This window comes from Pseudomonas silesiensis (genome assembly GCF_001661075.1).
Lineage (GTDB): Bacteria > Pseudomonadota > Gammaproteobacteria > Pseudomonadales > Pseudomonadaceae > Aquipseudomonas > Aquipseudomonas silesiensis.
In genome coordinates, this window is record NZ_CP014870.1 from 1,217,121 (window position 1) to 1,235,740 (window position 18,620).

Below are 18,620 nucleotides of genomic sequence, written 5' to 3' on the forward strand. Positions count from 1 at the left end.
TCTACTCCCCTTTGCCGCCGGCAGCCTTGTCAGCTACCTGTGCGGGGGCCGGGTTCTTTGCGCCAACGTTAGTCGCTTCACTGGCTTTGACTTCAATGCCAGGTTTGACGTATTGCAGCCCTTCGGTGATCAGTCGATCGCCGGCCTTCAAGCCATCTTCGATCAGCCATTGGCTGCCCACGGTGCGGCTGGCCTTGAGCTGACGCAATTCAACCTTGTTGTCCGGGCCGACGACCAATGCGGTCGGGCTGCCTTTGAGGTCGCGGGTCACACCTTGTTGCGGTGCGAGGATCGCCGCGCTGTTCACGCCCGATTGCAGCTGGGCGTGAACAAACATGCCTGGCAGCAAGGTGTGATCAGGGTTAGGGAACACCGCACGCAAGGTCACGGAACCGGTGGTCTGGTCCACCGAGACTTCGGAGAACTCGAGCTTGCCCGATTGTTTGTATTCGCTGCCATCTTCCAGGGTCAGCTTGACCATGGCGGCAGTGTCGCCAGCTTTTTGCAGGCGACCGCTTTCCAGTTCGCGGCGCAGTTGAAGCAGCTCCACGGAGGACTGGGTCACGTCGACGTAGATCGGGTCGAGCTGGTGAATCACGGCCATGGCTTCGGCCTGGCCGCTGGTCACCAGCGCGCCTTCGGTCACCGTAGAACGGCCGATACGGCCGGAGATCGGCGCGTACACCTTGGTGTAGCGCACATTGATCTGCGCGCTTTGCATGGTCGCTTCCGCTTGCAGCCGGTTAGCCAGGGCCGTGTCGTATTCCTGGCGGCTGACAGCCTGCTCCTTGACCAGTTGCTGGTAGCGATCGGAGATCGACTTGGTCTGTTGCAGATTGGCCTGGGCGCTTTTCAGGGTGGCTTCATAAACGGCCGGATCGATCTGATACAGCTGCTGACCGGCCTTGACGTCGCCGCCTTCCTTGAACAGGCGCTTGAGAATGATGCCGTTGACCTGAGGGCGAACCTCGGCGATGCGGAACGCGCTGGTGCGGCCCGGGAGCTCGGAGGTCAGGGTGAAGGCTTGTGGTTGCAAGGTGACGACGCCGACCTGAGGGGGCGGTGCTGCAGGCGCGGCCTCTTCCTTTTTGCATCCGCCAAGCAGTGTGGCCAAGGCGACGGCGGTGACCAGAGCGGTAACAGCTGGCTTGAATTGCATGAAAATCCTCGGGTCAGGCACGCACAGTGCGCACTCGAAAGGTGGAAAGGTAAAAATTTTGCGCTGAGTGGATAAGTAGCTTGCTAAGTAATATACTTACGTTCATGGTTGTTTGTAAATAGCTGAACCGTGTCACCTTGACGTTACAAAATTTGTTCAAGAGTTCGAACTGTAGGGTGGGGACGCCGCCTGAGAGCGTTCGCCCCACTTTTATTCAGCTGATATCCAGTCATCGCTGAAGCATCCTGATTGAGGTTGTACTGCCATGGTCCGTCGTACCAAAGAGGAAGCTCAAGAAACCCGTAGCCAGATACTCGAAGCGGCCGAAAAAGCCTTTTTCGAGCGGGGCGTGGCGCGCACGACACTGGCGGACATCGCGACCCTGGCCGGCGTCACGCGCGGGGCCATCTATTGGCATTTCAGCAACAAGGCGGACCTGGTGCAGGCCATGCTCGACACCCTGCATGAGCCGCTGGATGAAATGGCCACGGCCAGCGAAAGCGCAGATGAACCTGACCCGCTGGGTTGCATGCGCAAGCTGCTGATTCATTTGTTTCATCAAGTTGCCCTGGACCCGAAAACCCGGCGCATCAATGAGATTCTGTTTCATAAGTGCGAATTCACCGATGAAATGTGCGATCTGCGCCAGCAGCGTCGCTCGGCCAGTCTCGATTGCAACGGGCGAATCGCCCTGGCCCTGAGTAATGCAGTGAATCGCGGACAGTTGCCGGAAAACCTCGACACCGCCCGCGCCGCCATCAGCCTGCATGCGTACATCGATGGCATCCTGTACCAGTGGCTGTTGGCCCCCGACAGTTTTGAACTGCACGCCGAAGCCGAGCGTTGGGCCGATACAGGGTTGGATATGCTGCGCCTGAGCCCGAGTCTGTGCAAATAAAACAAAATGAACAAATGAGTCCGGTTCTGCCATTGGTCGACAGGGGTGAAGCTCGGTTCTTTGCTCCCGTTGTCGCAACGGGGGGCTTTTATATACGTAGACTCTTGCAGATGACAGCGAGCGAACCCGGTATTTTGTAGGGAATTTGTGTCGAGTTTGATTGAGTGTGGCGTCGGCGGGAGCGGTATCGCGCCGATTGGCCTCAATGATCTTGCTATTGCCTGGCTCCAGCGCCAGTGCTGAAAGGGTCAGAACATCAGCCCCATCCGCCGCTCGTAACCTATCCGGCCCTTATAGGCCTCACCGCTGTCGACCCAGCCGAATTTTGCGTAAAGCGCGATGGCCGACACGTTGTCGGCATCCACTGACAATTCCAGCCCCTTGATCTCTGGCCAGGCCTGGCGCGCCACCTCGGGCAACGCCTGCAGGCAGGCCTTGCCATAGCCTTTGCCCTGAGCGCGTTGATCCACTTGCAATGCATGCAGGGTCGCACTGTGTTCGTCGGCCCAGGCGGGCAGCACCGGCGGGCGTTTGAGCAGCAGAAAGGCCACGGGAATGTCCTCGGCCAGCAGGGCAAATCCCTTGACCCCGGGGCCGGGCTTTGACAACAAGCTGTGCAACGCACCGTGGATGTCACCAGAGAACCTGATTTGTTCTTTATGCACTTCAATGGCCTCGACCTGCCGACGCTGGAGCGCGTTCAGGCTTTCGTAAGGCACGAGTCTGGCTGTCACTGGAGTATCCTTTTTCCATTACCAAGATGTTTCAGATTCTAACGAGTTTGTGCCGACGGATTATTTTTATTTCGGTTGTCGATTTGGCGTTTAGCCAGACGACAAAGGGTGTCTTCCAACAAAAACCACGGAGAACCACCATGAACGCTACCCACGAGATCCAGACCCTGATCGACACCTATCGCCAGGCGGTCATCGCCAAGGATGTGGAGAAAATCATGGCCTTGTATGCCGACGACATCGTCTCCTACGACGCCGTCAAGGCCCTGCAATTCCGGGGCAAGGCCGCCTACCGCGCGCATTGGCTGGAATGCATGGAAATGTGCCAGGGCCCGCACACCTTTGACTTCGACCAGATGAACATCGTGGCGGACGAGCACATCGCCTTTGCCCACTGGCTGGCCCATTGCGGGGGCACCAATGAAAAGGGTGAAACCCAGGCCTGCTGGATGCGCGTGACCGCCTGTTATCGGCGCGAGGCCGGACAATGGCGCATCGTCCACGAACACTGGTCGGCCCCGTTCGACATGATGAGCGGCACGGCGCTGTTCAATCTGGAACCTTGATCGCCTGGCGGTTGATCGACAAACAGCGCCATAACGCCAATCTGCAGCCATAGTTGATCAGTTCGACCAGTTCGACCAGTTCGATCAGCGCAGAGCCTCAAGAAACGGAGAGCGTCATGAAATACCTATGCCTGGTCTACAGCAACGAGCTCGAGTTGCATTCGCTGCCCGACAGCCCGAAAGACGCCGAATGCATGGCCTACGCCGAGTCGATCCAGGGCAGTGGCCGGATGCTCGCGGCCGAAGCACTGGAGTCGGTGCAGACCGCGACCACGGTGCGCATGCGCAACGGGAAAATGTCGATCACCGACGGCCCGTTTGCCGAAACCAAGGAACAGTTGGCCGGCTTCTACCTGATCGATGCCAAGGACCTCAATGAAGCGCTCCAGGTCGCCGGCCACATCCCGGCGGCCCGGGTGGGCTGTGTCGAGGTGCGCCCCGTTCGCCAGTTGAACCCCTGAACCTTCAGCAAAAACAGGAGATCTGCATGAGCCCGCAACCCTGTAACAAGCAACCTGCCGAAGTCGAATCGGCGATGACCGAAGGCCTGCCGGTCTGATGCCTGATGTCGCGGTGACGGCTCGGGTCGAACAGGTCTACCGTGAGGAGTCGCGGCGGATCCTGGCGACCCTGATCCGGCTGCTCGGCGATTTCGATTTGGCCGAAGAGGCCTTGCACGAGGCGTTTTTCGTCGCGGTCGAGCGCTGGCAGCGTGACGGTGTGCCGGACAATCCGCGGGCCTGGCTGGTGTCTACCGGGCGCTTCAAGGCCATTGATGTGTTGCGTCGGCGCGCGCGCTTCAACGCGTCCCGGCCATTGTTGATCGCGCAACTGGAGGCGCTGGAGCAGGCCGACTGGAGTGACGAAGACGTGGAAGACGACCGCCTGCGCCTGATCTTTACCTGCTGTCACCCGGCACTGGCGGCGGACGCGCAGGTGCCGTTGACCCTGCGGGAAGTCTGCGACCTGACCACCGAAGAAATCGCCCGGGCCTTCCTCTCGACACCGCCCACCATTGCCCAGCGCATCGTGCGCGCCAAAGCGAAAATCCGTGACGCGAACATTCCCTATCAAGTGCCGACCCTGGCGGAATTGCCCGAACGCCTCGACAGCGTGCTGCGGGTGATTTACCTGGTGTTCAACGAAGGCTACTCGGCGTCCGTCGGCGCCGAATTGACCCGTGAGGAGTTGACCCGCGAAGCGATCCGGCTCGGCCGGTTGCTGGTCGAATTGCTGCCGGAACCGGAGGTGATGGGCCTGCTGGCGTTGATGCTGTTGCACGAGGCGCGGCGCCTGGCCCGGACATCGGCCAGTGGCGAGCTGATTGTGCTGGATGAGCAGGATCGTTCGTTGTGGGATGCCGGGATGATCGCCGAAGGTTGCGCGCTGGTGGCGCGGGCACTGAAGACCCGGCGTTTCGGACCTTATTGCCTGCAGGCGGCGATTGCGGCGGTGCATGCCGAGGCAGCGAAGGCGGGGGAGACGGACTGGCCGCAGATTGTCGGTCTGTATGACGTACTGGTGCAGGCCATGCCTTCACCGGTGATCGAACTGAACCGGGCTGCGGCACTGGCCAAGCGGGATGGACCGTTGGCGGGGTTGATCTTGATCGAAGGGATTCTGCAGCGCGGTGAGTTGCTGGATTACCACTTGGCGCATTCGGCGCGGGCGGAGTTTTGTCGGCAGTTGGGGCGGGTGGATGAAGCGCGGGCGGCGTATGAGCGGGCGCTTGAGTTGACGCAACAGGTGCCGGAGCGGCGGTTTATCGAGGGGCGGCTCAAGGGGTTGGAGTGAGGTGATCCCTCGGGCCTCTTCGCGGGCAAGCCTCGCTCCTACGGGGCCAGGTCAATCACAAGATGGGCTCGATCCTGTAGGAGCGAGGCTTGCCCGCGAATGGCCGCGCCGCTATTCCAGCATCTTGCCGATCAACCAACTCCCCGCCGGCCCCGGCGGATTCAACCGTGACCACAGCGCATCCACCGACACCGTCTTCGGCCAGCCGCGCACCTGAAGCTCCTGCAACGCCCCCGCACCAAAGCGTTCCACCAACCACCGTGGCAACGGCGCCCAGCCGAATCCGCCCTGGGCCATTTCCAGCAGCATCAGGTAGCTCGGCGCCGACCAGACGCGCCCCTTCGCCCGGCTTTCATAGGGATTGACGATGGTCGCCAGCCGCAATTCGCGGTGCTGTTGCAGCATCTCCTGATCGACCTTTGCCAACGCCGCCAACGGATGCCCGTGGGCGACGAACAGGGCGATTTCCGTGCGTTCGTCCACTGTCGAACTGGCCAGGTCCGGCGGGTAGCTGTCTTGCCGCTCGGCGAAGGCGACATGGGCGCGACCGCTTTGCACCAGCGCCACCAGGTCATCGCATTCGGCAATCAGGCATTCGAGCTCGAGGTCCGGATAACGCTGTTCGAAAGTACCGAGTGCCTCTTCGAACCGGTCGGACTGGTAGGTGTCGGACAACGCCACCGTCAGCTTCGCCTCGACCCCCTGGGACAGTTGGCTGGCGGTCATTTCCAGGCGGCTGGTGGCCGCCAGAATCGCCTCGGCCCGCTGCAAGACCACATGCCCGGCCGGGGTCAGGCCGGGCTTGCGGCTGCTGCGATCGAACAAGGTCAGGTTCAGGTCGATCTCCAGGCTGGCCACTGCCGCGCTGATGGTCGACTGACTGCGGCCCAGCTTGCGCGCCGCCGCGGAGAACGAGCCTTGCGTCGCCGCCTGGACGAACGCCAGCAACACTTCGTGAGAGGCCATAAACTATCGCCTTGATCGATGGTTATTGGTTATGAAGTATCGGTGTGATGGCGGACCATGGCAACCACAGTCACCCAGGGAGTCTGGCCATGAACGCCAACAAATCCATCACTGAACGTATTTTCCAGGCCATTGGTTTCGAACTGCTGGCGGTGTTGATCTGCACCCCGTTGCTCGCCTGGGTCATGGACAAGCCGATGCTGGAAATGGGCGTGGCGACCCTGGCCATCGCTGCATTGGCCCTGGCCTGGAACGTGGTCTTCAACGGCGTGTTCGATCGCGTGCTCAACCGTCTCGCCCTTGTGCGCAACGCCTGGGTTCGGGTGGTGCATGCGTTGCTGTTCGAGGGCGGCCTGGTCGCCGTCGGCGTGCCGCTGATTGCCTGGTGGCTGAATGTCAGCCTGTGGCAGGCGTTCCTGCTGGACATCGGTGTGTTGCTGTTCTTCCTGCCGTATACCTATGTTTATCACTGGGCGTATGACGTGGTGCGTGAGCGGATGGTCATGCGCAGTGCTTGTGAAAATCTGTAGGAACTGGCTTGTCGGATCGCCGCACCGCAGCGAAGGTCGTTAACGATAACGCGCCCAACCTGATTGAACCCGGAGCCTCTACGTTCTTCGCGAGCAAGCTCGCTCCTACAATCACCGCTGATCTGTAGAGGGATTGTTATCGACGGAGCGGCAGGCTGAAGGTGAAGATCGTGCCCTGCTCGGCGTTGGAGACCACCTCCAGTGTTCCCCCATGGGATTTGGCGATTTCGCTGGCGATGTACAAGCCCAACCCGAGGCCGGCCTGGGGTGTATCGTGCGATGGTCGCGAGTAAGGGCGGAACAGATGCGGCAACACCTGCTCGGCAATTTGTCCCTGATTTTTCACGCTCAGCACAAAGGTGCCTTGATCGATCCGCGCGCTGACCACCACTGAACCCGCCGCATCGCCATGGGCGACAGCGTTGGCCACCAGATTGGAGGCCAATTGCGCGACGCGCTCGCGATCGCACTGCGCACCGCGCAAGTCGCCAATGGACGCCACGATACTGCGGTCGGGGTGCACGCTCTGGATTTCAGCGATCACATGGCGCAATGCCCCTTCCAGATCCGGACACGGCTCGATAATCACCGGAATGCCCTTGCCCATGGTACCGCGGGTGAAGTCCAGTACATCGTTGACCAGTTTGGTCGCGCGCCGGGCGCTGGTGAGAATGTGGCGCACCAGCTTGTCGGTGGCCGGGTCTGGAAACTTGCGCAGGAGCATTTCCGCGCCGGCGCTGATGGCAAACAAGGGGTTGCGCAAGTCATGCCCGAGCACGGCGATAAACTGTTCGCGCAGTTCGCCGGCTTCCTGCTCCTGAATCAGGGCCGCTTCGGTCTTCTGCTGGTTTTCTTCGGATTCGATCTGCAGCGCCAGCATCCGCGCGAACGACTCCATGGTGCTCTGGATCGTGCTGGAGGTGAGCGGCGCCGGGTTGGGGTCAAGGGCGCAGATGGTGCCGAAGAAACGCCCGTCCGTGCGAAAAATCGGTACCGAGATGTAGCTTTCGAATTGATACAGGCGCGGCGTGTGGTGATCGCGGTAAAGCGGATCGTCACTGGCCTTGTCGATCACCACGGCGCGGTGGGCCTGACGGATTTCGTGACACAGGGTGGTCGTCACCTCCAGTTCACCACCGACCTGCAGGCCAAAACCCAGTTGATCGAGCACCGCACAGGCGGTCCAGGCATCTTCTGTCACGCGGGCCACTGCAGCAAAACGCAGGCCGGTCATTTCGCGGATCACCTGAAGTATGGCGGGCACCGCGCTGATGCGACCGATGGTGGCGATATCTGCTGCCGCTGTCTGACCCATGTACGTTGTTCTCGCTGCAAGATGCCGTGCGTGTGGAGGAATTCTAGCGGGCTGGGGCGAGGTTGGCGTCACTTGATTGAGGGCGTCGGGAATCAGCTGATGCAGAATGCAAAAAAGCCGCACGACCCGAAAGGCGTGCGGCTTTTTGATGTGTGTATCAGTCGTCTTGCTTGTTTTTCAGGACTTCGCCGGTGGCTGCGTTCAAATCCACGTCCCATTCAACGTTTTTGGCATCGCGCAGTTCGACTTCGTATTCATAGTTGTTGAAGTGGTTGTCCAGGTCGCTGTCGGTAATCGTGGCACCCGGGTGCAACTTCAGAACGATCTTGTTCAGTTCTTCCAGCGGCATGATCTTTTTATCTTTGACCAACTGTGGGATCTGATCGACAGGAACATCGGCCTGGGCCAGGCCAGCGGTAAGGGTCAGGGCGGCAGCGGTGAACAAGGCAGTCAGGGTTTTCATGGGGTTCTTTCCTTGGATGATCTGTTTAAGTGGGATCAGATTAACTGTGGCAACTTAATTCACCCTTAATTCCGAAAACCTCCCGTAGGAGCGAGGCTTGCCCGCGAAGCAGGCGCCTCGGTCTCGAATCAATACCCATTGTTCTGCAACAACTGCGCAACACTCGCCGCCGCCGGCCGTTTATAAAACTTGAGCAATTCGCTGGCGCGATTGGTAAAGATGCCATCGACGCCGGCATCCATGACCTTCTGATAATCCACTGCATCGTCAACGGTGTAGGCGTGCACCAGCAAGCCCTGGTCATGGGTGTACTGGTTCATCCACGGTTGCACCAGGTCCGAGTAGCTCTGGTCACCCCTCTGGGTCAGCCTGACAGACGGGCCGGTGCCGATCGCGCCCTGGGCCTTGGCGTACTCGACCCAGCGCTGGAATTCGGCTTTGTCCTTCGGTTGCTGCCTGGCGTAGAACGTCGCTTTGTCCTTGTCGCCGGATTCGGCAAACGTCACCTTGGACTTGGGCTCGATGCTGCCTGCGCCGACCCACAGCAGCAGGATCTTCGGCACTTGTGGCATTTCCTTTTCCAGCAGTTCGAGGCTGCCCTTCTCGAACGTCTGCAACACCACCTTGCCTTTGCCCTGGCCGACCGCCAGTTCGCTTTTCGCCAGTTTCGAACCGATCGGGCTCAACCAGCCGCGATCCTGGAGTTTCTCCTTGAGGTCGCGTTCGAGACCGGGAAACTGTTTCGGTTCCTTGGTTTCGATGTACAGGCCCGGCTTGTGCAGCGGGTTGCCCTGGGCGATGTCGATGATCTCGTCCAGGGTCAGGATCTTCAGCCCCGCATAGGACGGACGGGCGCGATCCGGGTAAGCGCTATTGAACCAGCTGCCGGCATCGAGGGTTTTCAGTTCGGCAAGGGTGAAGGCGTTGGCCGGGCTGTCCTTGCGCTCCGGAAATTTGCTGGCGACGTCGGTGGTGCGTTGCAGGTTGTCGTCGTGCAGGGCGAACAGCACGCCGTCCTTGCTGCGCTGCAAGTCCAGCTCCAGGTAATCGGCCCCCAGATCCCGCGCCAGCTTGTAAGCCGGGGCGGTGGATTCCGGCGCATCGAATGACGCGCCCCGGTGGGCGATCACCGCCGGATGCGGGATACCCAGGCGGGTCGCCAGTGCAGTGGGGCTGGGTTCGCTGGCGGCCTGCGCCTGGCCGAGGCCAAGCAGCACACTCAGCAACAGGGCGCTTCGGGTGAAGGTGACGGGCATGGGTCGAGGTCCTTTCGCAGTTTTTCAAAGAGCTCCCTTTTAACAACTGAGGGCTGCCAGCGCTATCGCGAGACCGACATAAACCTGTTTAAAGCAGATTTTTCCCGCGCTTTCGTGCGGTTCTTTGCAGTACTCTTGGCCCCGGCAGCGTCCCCGGCAGAGGGAACGCCATTCACTTGCCTTGCGTGTAAACCATCGATCACCGGTCCTTCGCGACCCATTGTGAGGTTTACCATGCGCATCACTTCCCAGCTCATCTGCCAGGCGGCCGACCAACTCCAGGGCTTCGTCGGCCTCAACCGCAAAACCGGCCAGTACATCGTCCGCTTCAGTGAAGACGCGTTCGGCATGGACGTGGCGGACGACGGCATTATTCCCGTGAGCGAGTTCGTCTGGGCAACCGGTCCGGAACAGGCTATGACCCTCAAGCGCGAGTCGATCCAGTTGCTGCTGGATCAGAATATCGACGACCGGATCAACATTACCGAGCCGTTGCGGGTGTATATGAATCGGCGGGAAGTGCCGCAGATTACGGCGGTGCGCAGTTTGGTGCAGCGGTTCGCTGATCAGCTGCCTGGCTGATCCTTGCCCACAAAGTGCTGATGCATCTCCGACGTCAGGCTTTCGATGCGTTCGGTCAGGGTCTTGGTCATTTCGGTCAGCCGGGTGTTTTGCTCCAGCAATTCCAACAATTGCGCGGAGTTCTGCGCTGCCTGGGCTTGACGTTCCGCGTTGGCCACGGCCAGGGCTTCGCGGTGCTGCGCATCGGCGTCGGACTGGGCTTTGTCGCGGGCGGCCTGGCGGGTCTGGGCCAGCAGAATCAGCGGTGCGGCGTAAGCCGATTGCAGGCTGAACGCCAGGTTGAGCAGGATGAACGGGTACAGGTCAAAGTGAGCCACGCCAAACAGGTTGAGGCAAATCCACACCACCACGATCAGCGTTTGCGCACCGAGAAAGGTCGGTGTGCCGAAGAAACGCGCAAAGGCCTCGGCGCGCAAGGCGAACTTGTCGTTGCCGAAAGTAGGCGCCAGGTGCGCGTGAGGCCGGTGGAAACGCAGGTGATCGACGGGAGCGGTGTGTTTGGTTTCGGTGGTCATGGGGCTCTCTGCCTGGCGCTGGGACTGGGACTCACTATAGCGCCCGGGCGCAGCCAGAGCTTGATCTAGACCTGATGACAGGCCAGAAACATGTCCAGCGCCGACTCCACAACGGTGCTCTGCCGCTCGGCTGACAGGGTTGGCAGGCCCATGGAAATCTGCGGCCAGAAGGCAAAGGATTTGAGCATCCCCTGAATCTGCTGCGCGGCAAATTCCGGTTCGACCGGTTTTAACCGGCCATCGGCCTGGGCGGCACGGATCCACAGGGTCAGGCTTTCTTCGCGTTCACCCATTCGCGCGACCATGTTCTGCGCACGCTCCGGGGAGTGAATGGTGGCGGCAATGGCGACCCGGGCCAGGTCGAGAAAATTGTCGTCGCTCATCATCTGCAATTTTGCCATCAGCATCCGGCGCATCTGCTCGCGCAGGGGCAGGTCAGGGCGGTAGGACGTTTCCGGTTCTGCGGTCAGCCGAGCCCACAACTGATTGAGGATTTCGGCGAACAACTCTTCCTTGCTGGGGAAGTGGTTGTACACCGTGCGTTTTGATACCCCGGCGGTGGCGGCGATCTTGTCCATGCTGGTGATGTCGAAACCGTTGGCACGGAATTCGGCAATCGCCGCCTGAATGATGGCTGCACGTTTTCGATCGGTAAGGCGCTGTGGGGCGGTCATGGCAACGCTTCGTCAGGAAAAAGTAAAGATTACACTGATCAGTTTACTTGTGATCGGCAATGATGCAACCTAGAAACTACACTGTGCAGTGTAATGCTCTGTTAATCCTGTGCAGTGACCATAGAGTTTTCGGCTAGTGCGTGCGTGCTCGGCCATTTAACGTTTCAAAGCAGAGGGCCGCCAATCAGCGGTTTTCCTGGAGTCTTCAGCCATGGCCACCTCAATTTCCCCGGCGGACAACGCCTCCACACCTGAAGCGTCGCGACAGACTCAAGGGCAATATCGCAACCATGCCCCGGTGCAGCGCGAAGGTTTTCGCAAAACCTTGCGCATTATGTGGAACGTGATCTTCCACAAACCAAACAACACCCGCCCGACGGCAGCCGTTCCGGTACAAAGCCTGACGCGAGCGGCATTGATCGCTGCGCCCAATCACAGCGTCTACCGCCTCGGTCATTCCACCGTCCTGCTGAAACTGCGCGACAAATTCTGGATCACCGACCCGGTCTTCGCCGAACGCGCCTCACCGGTGCAATGGGCCGGCCCCAAGCGTTTCCATCAGCCGCCGATCAGTCTGGAAGAACTGCCGCCGATTGAAGCGGTGATCCTGTCCCACGATCACTACGACCACCTCGATTATCAGGCGATCCGCCAACTGGCGGACAAGGCCAACTACTTCCTGACGCCCCTGGGCGTGGGCGACACCCTGATCAAGTGGGGCGTCGACGCCAGCAAGGTGCGTCAGCTGGACTGGTGGCAAGGTACCGAGGTCGATGGCCTGGAGTTCATCGCCACCCCTTCGCAGCACTTTTCCGGCCGTAGCCTGTTCGATGGCAACAGCACGCTGTGGGCTTCATGGGTGATGATCGACGGCGACACGCGGATCTTCTTCAGCGGTGACAGTGGCTATTTCGACGGCTTCAAACGCATCGGCGAACAGTACGGGCCGTTCGACCTGACACTGATGGAAACCGGCGCCTACAACGTCGAGTGGCCCCATGTGCACATGCAGCCGGAGCAGACCTTGCAGGCGCATATCGATCTGAAAGGGCGGTGGTTGCTGCCGATCCACAACGGTACTTTCGATCTGTCGATGCATGCCTGGTACGAACCCTTTGACCGGATCCTGGCGTTGGCCTGGGAGCGCAATGTGTCGATCACCACGCCGCAGATGGGGCAAGCCTTCAATGTGCTGCATCCGCAGCGAGGCAGTACCTGGTGGGATGAGGTCGAGCAGCAGGTGTACCAGCAGAGTGTCGGCTAAAGCGGCTACAGGGCGGGGCGCGTATTCGTACAGGATCCAGCGATAAGTGATGACGGACATTTCCAGCGGCGTCGATAGGCTGGATAGCGGGTGAACTCATTCACCCGCTATCCATCATCACAAGGATTTTTATCACATGGATGTGACATCAAAAGCCTGCATGACGCGACTGGCCTCGCTGGTGCTTCTGACGGTTGCAAGCGCAGCCCTTGCGCAAACGTCGTCAGCCGAATCGGGGCTGGAATATTTAAGTGTCGATGAACTCGGCAAAAGAATGGAGCGCAATCAGCTGAGTGCGGTAACGCTGGTGCAGCACTTGCAACAGCGGATCGAACAGCTGGATAAACAGGGACCGGCGATCAACGCGATCATTGAACTCAATCCGGAGGCATTGGCCATTGCCGAGTCGCTGGATCAGGAGCGACGGGCAGGGCATAGTCGAGGCCCACTGCATGGCATTCCGGTATTGCTCAAAGACAATATCGATACCTCCGACCAGATGCAGACCAGCGCCGGGTCGTTGGCCATGATCGGGCAACCCGCCGCGCAGGACGCCTTTATCGTGCAACGACTCAGGGCGGCCGGGGCGGTTATCCTGGGGAAAACCAACCTCAGCGAGTGGGCCAACGTCCGCGACCTTTCCATCCCGGCTGGGTGGAGTGGCCGCGGTGGACAAACCAAAAATCCCCACGTGTTGAGTGAAACGCCCTGCGGTTCCAGCTCGGGCTCCGGCGCCGCTGTCGCCGCTGGTTTCGCCCCCCTGGCCGTCGGCACGGAAACCTCCGGCTCGATCATCTGCCCGGCTGCCCTCAACGGGGTAGTGGGCCTCAGGCCTACCGCGGGCCTGCTCAGTCGTAGCGGCATCATTCCCGTAACCTATAAAACCGATACGCCCGGGCCGATGACGCGCACCGTCCGCGAGGCTGCACTGCTGTTGAACGCCATGACCGGTAATGACGATGACGAGCCGGTCAAGAAACCGCAGTCCGTGCGCGACGTGGACTATACGCAATGGCTGCAACCCAACGCTCTGGAAGGGCGGCGCATCGGTTATCCGGTGAAATTCGACACCGGCATAGAGGCGAAACAGCTCGACCCCCAGTTCTCCCTGGCGCTGGAAATCATGCAGGCCGCAGGCGCCACCTTGATCCCGGTGGAGTTCATTGAACCGGAATCGGAACAGATAGAGGAGGCCTTCTCGATGGGTATCAAGCGCAACCTGCCAGGCTATCTGGCAACTCGCAAAGGACTTGTGGCACCGAGTCTTGAGGCGATTGTGCAATTCAACGAAAAGTCCCCCGGGGCTGAAGGTTATGGGCAGACGATGTTGAGCGCGGCCAGCAAGATCGATTTTGACGAGAGTACGTACAACCAGTTGTGGCAAAAAATCCAAAGCGAAAATGCGGCCGCCATCGACAACGTGCTGGTCACCCATCAACTGGACGCCCTGGTGCTGGACGTCGGCTCACCCGGCTTGAACGCCGCCCCGCTGGCGGGTTATCCCGGCATCATGGTGCCATCCGGGATCGACGATGGCGGGGTGCCGACCTCGGTGTACTTCTTCGGCGCACGCTGGAGCGAGGCCCGGCTGCTGGCATTAGCGTACGGTTATGAACAAGTGTCTCGTGCGTGGCGGGCACCGGCGTTTAAGCCGTAGGCACTGGCGGGTGCTGGCTAGGCTAGTCATAGCTCGACGCTCATTGAGCGTCAGAGCTGCTCCTGCCAGATCACTCAACCATCGCATAATCCGCCCGTCCCACCGGATTCGGCGTCGATCCCTTCACATTCATCCCTCTCCCCGGCGCAAACCCCGGGAAGAACACCAACCCCTCCGCTTCAAACCGGTAAGCCAGCGCCAGCCGGGTCACATCCAGCACATCACGCTCGGCTTCGAACCGTCGAATGGCGTCAACCGAAACACCGGCTTCTTCAGACAACTCTTCAATACTCCAACCCAGCATCGCCCGGGCCTGGGCGCAGTGGGTTGGCGTGAATTGGAAAAGGGCGATACGTTCCAGGGTGATCTTCATCGCATAAGAGGCCATGGTGTTCTCCGGGCTCGAGAGTGTCGGTTCAAAATATACTGTGTTTTTGTACAGTTGTTTTGCCCCCGGATCAAACTCATTTTTTGATGCATCCTATTTCACCCCCTCCAGCCAGACCGACGGTGGGCTCTTCCGGCACCCGGCGAAACAGGCGGATACCGGATAGAGTGCACGCGCGGGTATGTATCGGCCTGTTGACGCTGGTAACGACGAGCATGACCGCGTCACATACGTGATTATGAGAGCAGCCACCTGTCAGAACTGACAGTAGACGGGGTTTTTTGTTTGAGGGACGCTGAACACCCAGCCCCCCAAGGACGGAAAACAATGCGCAAAGCAGCCTGGTTGATCCTGGTTACTCTCTTGAGCAGTGATGGCATTGGGGCGCAATCGTGGCCGGAATCTGCTCCTGACTATGCCAAGCTCCATTTCATCGACAAGCTGATGCGACAGATGACGGTCGAAGAAAAGATCGGCCAGCTCAGATTGAATTGCATTGGCGCGCAATCACCCCGCGAGCAATTGCTTGAGGAGGCTGGCGCATCAACACTCGGTGGCATTTTCTACGCCGTGGGTCGTAGTGAGCTACGGGAGTTCCAGGACGCAGCTCTGCGCAGTCGTTTGAAAATCCCTCTGTTCTTCGCCTACGACGTAATTCACGGTCATCGCACGCTGTTCCCCATCGGTCTTGGCTTGGCTTCCACCTGGGATACCGATGCGATTGCGCTTTCCGGTCGCATCGCCGCGAAAGAGGCCAGTGCAGACGGGCTGGATATGGTGTTTTCACCGATGGTCGATATTGCTCGGGATCCGCGCTGGGGCAGGGCTTCGGAAGGCTGGGGCGAGGATACCCATCTGTCCGCCCGCTACACCGAATCGATGGTCAACGCACTGCAAGGCGCCACACTGGACGCTGCCGGTAACGTCATGGCGAGCGCCAAGCATTTTGCCTTGTACGGCGCCGCGGAAGGTGGGCGCGACTACAACTCGGTGGACATGAGCCTGCCGCGAATGTATCAGGACTATCTGCCACCCTATCGCGCTGCGGTAAAGGCTGGTGTCGGCGCGATGATGCTGACGTACGTCGCCATCAACGGCATACCGGCCACGTCCAACATCTGGTTGATCCGCGACCTGCTGCGCCAGCAATGGCGTTTCAAGGGGCTGGTCATCACGGACTTCAATGCTGTGGCTGAACTGGTCAGTCATGGGGTGGCCCGTGATGGCCGTGAGGCAGCCATGTTGGCGATCAAGGCCGGGGTCAGCATGAGCATGTCCGACACTTACTTTCGTGACGAATTGCCCGGTCTGTTGCAATCGGGAGCGGTGTCGCAGAAAGACATTGATGACGCCGTGCGGGAAGTCCTGGGAGCCAAATACGATTTGGGATTGTTTGCCGACCCCTACTTGCGCATCGGTACCGCCAAGGATGATCCAGCGGATATCAATGCCGAGCACCGCCTGCATCGCGCACAGGTCCGAGACGTCGCCCGCAAAAGTCTGGTGTTGCTGAAAAATGATCGGGCGGTATTGCCGCTCGACAAGACCGCCGTGGTCGCCGTCGTCGGACCTCTGGCCAAAAGTCGCGTCGACATACTGGGCAATTGGAGCTCCATCGGCTCCTCCGCGCAAGCGATCTCGGTGTATGACGGCATCGCCCATGCGCTCGATGCGCCGAACCGGCTGCTATACGCCCGTGGGGCAGACGTCACGGGCGATCCTCTGGTCCTCGACTACCTTAATGCCCCCGGTGCCAACCCTGCCGATGTGGAAGTCGACCCACGCTCGCCGACGCGCATGTTGCAAGAGGCGATGGATGTTGCCCGACAGGCCGATGTGGTGGTTGTGGTGGTCGGCGAATCCCGGGGCATGTCCTATGAAGGGGCCAGTCGTGCCAGCCTGGCCTTGCCGGGGTATCAGACGCAGCTCATCAGCGCACTCAAAAGCACCGGCAAACCCTTGGTGCTGGTGTTGATGAATGGCCGACCACTGTCCATTGGCGTGGAACATCAACTGGCCGATGCGGTCCTGGAAACCTGGTACAGCGGCACAGAAGGCGGCAACGCCATCGCCGATGTGCTGTTCGGGGACTACAACCCTTCAGGAAAACTGCCGATCAGTTTCCCACGCTCCGTGGGCCAGGTGCCTACATACTACAGCCACCTGAACACCAGCCGGCCCTATCAAGCCGATGCCCCACGAGCGGTGACTTCTCGTTACTTCGATGAAGCCTATGGGCCGCTTTATCCGTTCGGTTTCGGCTTGAGTTACACCAATTTCAGCGTCTCGGACATCACCCTTACTCGCCAAAGCCTCAAGCGCGGTGAAGCCCTGGGCGCGAGTGTGGTGGTGAAAAACATTGGTCAGCGCGCCGGGGGAACCGTCGTGCAACTATACATCCACGATATCAGCGCCTCGATCAGCCGCCCCGTCAAGGAATTGAAGGGCTTTCAAAAAATCATGCTGCAGGCAGGGGAAGAACAAGTCGTGCACTTCAACTTGAGCGAAGAAGATCTCAAGTTCTACAACGCACAACTGGAGTACGCGGCCGAGCCGGGGGAGTTCAGCGTAATGATCGGCCTGGATTCGCGGGAGGTGAAGCAGCGGCGATTTGAGCTGTTATGAATACGCTGCCAAGCTTTGACGCAAAGATGAACAGCTTCATCAAGGGCAACAAAAGCGCCAAAGGTTATTCAGGGCCGGATGAGCAAATGATGGCCCACTGGATGCGTCAGTACGGTGGTCTCGACGAGTCCGTTATCCAGGACGCACGCAACCGACGTGATGAAGTAAAACGAGAGATACGGGAGCTGGAAGCGGCCCACGAGCAGCAGGATCAGCCGTTGCAATAACGCTATGCAGCGAGTTACTTGTCCGCCAACCCCGGCGCCTCACGAATAATGAAGTGATCCAGGTTCTCGATATCGGCACTGAACACCCCGAACGTCTGCTCGGGGTTCTTCTTGCTCGGCACCTGCTGCAACTCCGGCGTCACCCCATAAAAGAAGCAAAACAACTCGGCATCACTGTCGATGGCATGCTTGATCTCCTCCAGAAACGCCTTGCGCTTGCGGTAGTTCTCGATCAGCTTCTTGCTCAGGTAAACGTTGACCGAATAAGGCTTCTTCTTCGCCTCATCCCCTTGCTTGAACCAGACCTTCTGCTCGAAATCGATGCGAAAGCTCTGGGTGTAATCCTTGATCTCCTTGATCTTGCCCCAGTAGATCAGTCCCTTGTTGTCCTGCAGATACTCGATCTTCTTGAAGAATGATGCATAAGGCGCCGTGTGCTCGCCGATCTTCAGCGGCATGCGCTTGAGCAGCGCCTTGTCCTCGAAGTTCGACACGAAACACTCTACCGGGTGGGCGAAGACGCTGGTCTTGTCCGGCGCCGAGTCGCGTGTCGAATGCTCGACGTCACTGGCCGTTGAAGGTGGTTTCGGATCATCCCGCACGACATCCACCACCACCGCCGGGCTGGACGGCTTGCGCACATACTCACGCCGGGTCAGCAACAACTCCGACGGAAAATGCTCCTCGCGGCTGTCATCCGTTTCCGCGCCGTCCACCTCCACGCCCGACGCTGGCGTCCTCAGGCTGACATAAGGACAACCCTCGACATGCCGGGTGCTGGGAATGTTCTTGAAATGCGGGGTGCGCACGTAATTCACATTCTTGGCGTTGAACGTCCCCAACACATTCACCGCATCGAACGCCAAGCGGCAGGCATCGTTGGGGCACTGGAAGTGCTCCTTGGCGGAATCGAACGCCATCGTCTCGTCAAAATTCAAATCGCGCACGTCATAGATCGACAGCTTGGCGTCGAGGCTGAGGCAGTAGGCGAGGTCGAATTTCATGGA

General features: G+C 59.7%; 20 protein-coding genes. 10 read left to right on the forward strand and 10 right to left on the reverse strand.

Annotated elements, in window-relative coordinates:
- Window position 1: 1 nt before the first annotated feature.
- Entirely contained in the window at window positions 2–1,159 is a 1,158-nt protein-coding gene (locus tag PMA3_RS05455) for an efflux RND transporter periplasmic adaptor subunit (protein ID WP_064676212.1), read from the reverse strand.
- Window positions 1,160–1,424: 265 nt separating this feature from the next.
- Here PMA3_RS05455 and emhR point away from each other — a divergent pair, with 265 nt between their 5' ends.
- The gene (gene emhR / locus PMA3_RS05460) at window positions 1,425–2,057 is read left to right on the forward strand and encodes an efflux system transcriptional repressor EmhR (RefSeq protein WP_064676213.1); all 633 of its coding nucleotides are present in this window, start codon (window positions 1,425–1,427) and stop codon (window positions 2,055–2,057) included.
- 248 nt (window positions 2,058–2,305) lie between these two features.
- On the opposite strand, the gene PMA3_RS05465 is transcribed toward emhR, so the two are convergent.
- Window positions 2,306–2,791 (reverse strand): GNAT family N-acetyltransferase, encoded by a 486-nt coding sequence (locus tag PMA3_RS05465; protein WP_064676214.1) that lies wholly within the window; start codon window positions 2,789–2,791, stop codon window positions 2,306–2,308.
- 140 nt (window positions 2,792–2,931) lie between these two features.
- Here PMA3_RS05465 and PMA3_RS05470 point away from each other — a divergent pair, with 140 nt between their 5' ends.
- From PMA3_RS05470 to PMA3_RS05480, 3 genes are all read left to right on the forward strand, one after another.
- The gene (locus PMA3_RS05470) at window positions 2,932–3,357 is read left to right on the forward strand and encodes a YybH family protein (RefSeq protein ID WP_064676215.1); all 426 of its coding nucleotides are present in this window, start codon (window positions 2,932–2,934) and stop codon (window positions 3,355–3,357) included.
- A gap of 116 nt (window positions 3,358–3,473) precedes the next feature.
- Complete coding sequence (locus tag PMA3_RS05475; RefSeq protein ID WP_064676216.1) at window positions 3,474–3,818, forward strand: YciI family protein; 345 nt, start codon at window positions 3,474–3,476, stop codon at window positions 3,816–3,818.
- A 97-nt stretch (window positions 3,819–3,915) separates the two neighbouring features.
- Window positions 3,916–5,151, forward strand: coding sequence for an RNA polymerase sigma factor (locus tag PMA3_RS05480; RefSeq protein WP_064676217.1), 1,236 nt, complete (start codon window positions 3,916–3,918; stop codon window positions 5,149–5,151).
- Between the two features lie 111 nt (window positions 5,152–5,262).
- On the opposite strand, the gene PMA3_RS05485 is transcribed toward PMA3_RS05480, so the two are convergent.
- Window positions 5,263–6,117 (reverse strand): LysR family transcriptional regulator, encoded by an 855-nt coding sequence (locus PMA3_RS05485; protein WP_064676218.1) that lies wholly within the window; start codon window positions 6,115–6,117, stop codon window positions 5,263–5,265.
- Between the two features lie 89 nt (window positions 6,118–6,206).
- On the opposite strand from PMA3_RS05485, the gene PMA3_RS05490 reads away from it, so the two are divergent.
- Window positions 6,207–6,647, forward strand: coding sequence for a multidrug/biocide efflux PACE transporter (locus PMA3_RS05490; RefSeq protein ID WP_064676219.1), 441 nt, complete (start codon window positions 6,207–6,209; stop codon window positions 6,645–6,647).
- Between the two features lie 136 nt (window positions 6,648–6,783).
- Here PMA3_RS05490 and PMA3_RS05495 read toward each other — a convergent pair whose 3' ends face one another.
- The 3 genes from PMA3_RS05495 to PMA3_RS05505 all read right to left on the reverse strand — a co-directional run bounded on the left by PMA3_RS05495 (window position 6,784) and on the right by PMA3_RS05505 (window position 9,681).
- A complete protein-coding gene (locus PMA3_RS05495) occupies window positions 6,784–7,962 on the reverse strand; it encodes a GAF domain-containing sensor histidine kinase (protein WP_064676220.1) in 1,179 nt (392 codons plus the stop codon).
- A 157-nt stretch (window positions 7,963–8,119) separates the two neighbouring features.
- Window positions 8,120–8,425 (reverse strand): PepSY domain-containing protein, encoded by a 306-nt coding sequence (locus PMA3_RS05500; protein ID WP_064676221.1) that lies wholly within the window; start codon window positions 8,423–8,425, stop codon window positions 8,120–8,122.
- Window positions 8,426–8,553: 128 nt separating this feature from the next.
- A complete protein-coding gene (locus tag PMA3_RS05505; protein WP_064676222.1) occupies window positions 8,554–9,681 on the reverse strand; it encodes a glycerophosphodiester phosphodiesterase in 1,128 nt (375 codons plus the stop codon).
- Between the two features lie 234 nt (window positions 9,682–9,915).
- Between PMA3_RS05505 and PMA3_RS05510 the strand changes: the two genes are divergently transcribed.
- Window positions 9,916–10,263: a DUF2025 family protein gene (locus PMA3_RS05510; protein WP_064676223.1), complete on the forward strand. Its 348-nt coding sequence runs from the start codon at window positions 9,916–9,918 to the stop codon at window positions 10,261–10,263.
- On the opposite strand, the gene PMA3_RS05515 is transcribed toward PMA3_RS05510, so the two are convergent.
- Entirely contained in the window at window positions 10,248–10,778 is a 531-nt protein-coding gene (locus PMA3_RS05515) for a DUF1003 domain-containing protein (RefSeq protein ID WP_064676224.1), read from the reverse strand. The genes PMA3_RS05510 and PMA3_RS05515 overlap by 16 nt on opposite strands.
- Before the next feature lie 65 nt (window positions 10,779–10,843).
- A complete protein-coding gene (locus tag PMA3_RS05520; protein WP_064676225.1) occupies window positions 10,844–11,452 on the reverse strand; it encodes a TetR/AcrR family transcriptional regulator in 609 nt (202 codons plus the stop codon).
- 211 nt (window positions 11,453–11,663) lie between these two features.
- Between PMA3_RS05520 and PMA3_RS05525 the strand changes: the two genes are divergently transcribed.
- Both PMA3_RS05525 and PMA3_RS05530 read left to right on the forward strand, forming a co-directional pair.
- Window positions 11,664–12,716 (forward strand): MBL fold metallo-hydrolase, encoded by a 1,053-nt coding sequence (locus PMA3_RS05525; RefSeq protein WP_064676226.1) that lies wholly within the window; start codon window positions 11,664–11,666, stop codon window positions 12,714–12,716.
- A 136-nt stretch (window positions 12,717–12,852) separates the two neighbouring features.
- Window positions 12,853–14,373, forward strand: coding sequence for an amidase family protein (locus PMA3_RS05530; RefSeq protein WP_064676227.1), 1,521 nt, complete (start codon window positions 12,853–12,855; stop codon window positions 14,371–14,373).
- A gap of 70 nt (window positions 14,374–14,443) precedes the next feature.
- On the opposite strand, the gene PMA3_RS05535 is transcribed toward PMA3_RS05530, so the two are convergent.
- Window positions 14,444–14,761 carry a helix-turn-helix domain-containing protein gene (locus PMA3_RS05535; protein ID WP_064676228.1) on the reverse strand — a complete coding sequence of 106 codons (318 nt, stop codon included), beginning with the start codon at window positions 14,759–14,761 and terminating at the stop codon, window positions 14,444–14,446.
- A gap of 327 nt (window positions 14,762–15,088) precedes the next feature.
- Here PMA3_RS05535 and bglX point away from each other — a divergent pair, with 327 nt between their 5' ends.
- Together bglX and PMA3_RS05545 are read left to right on the forward strand one after the other, a co-directional pair.
- Complete coding sequence (gene bglX, locus PMA3_RS05540; protein WP_064676229.1) at window positions 15,089–17,386, forward strand: beta-glucosidase BglX; 2,298 nt, start codon at window positions 15,089–15,091, stop codon at window positions 17,384–17,386.
- A complete protein-coding gene (locus PMA3_RS05545) occupies window positions 17,383–17,613 on the forward strand; it encodes a hypothetical protein (protein WP_064676230.1) in 231 nt (76 codons plus the stop codon). The genes bglX and PMA3_RS05545 overlap by 4 nt, the downstream gene beginning before the upstream one ends.
- A 14-nt stretch (window positions 17,614–17,627) precedes the next feature.
- Here the strand turns inward: PMA3_RS05545 and PMA3_RS05550 are convergent, their stop codons facing one another.
- Window positions 17,628–18,617, reverse strand: a complete 990-nt coding sequence (locus tag PMA3_RS05550) for a hypothetical protein (protein ID WP_064676231.1) — start codon at window positions 18,615–18,617, stop codon at window positions 17,628–17,630.
- Between the last annotated feature and the right edge of the window lie 3 nt (window positions 18,618–18,620).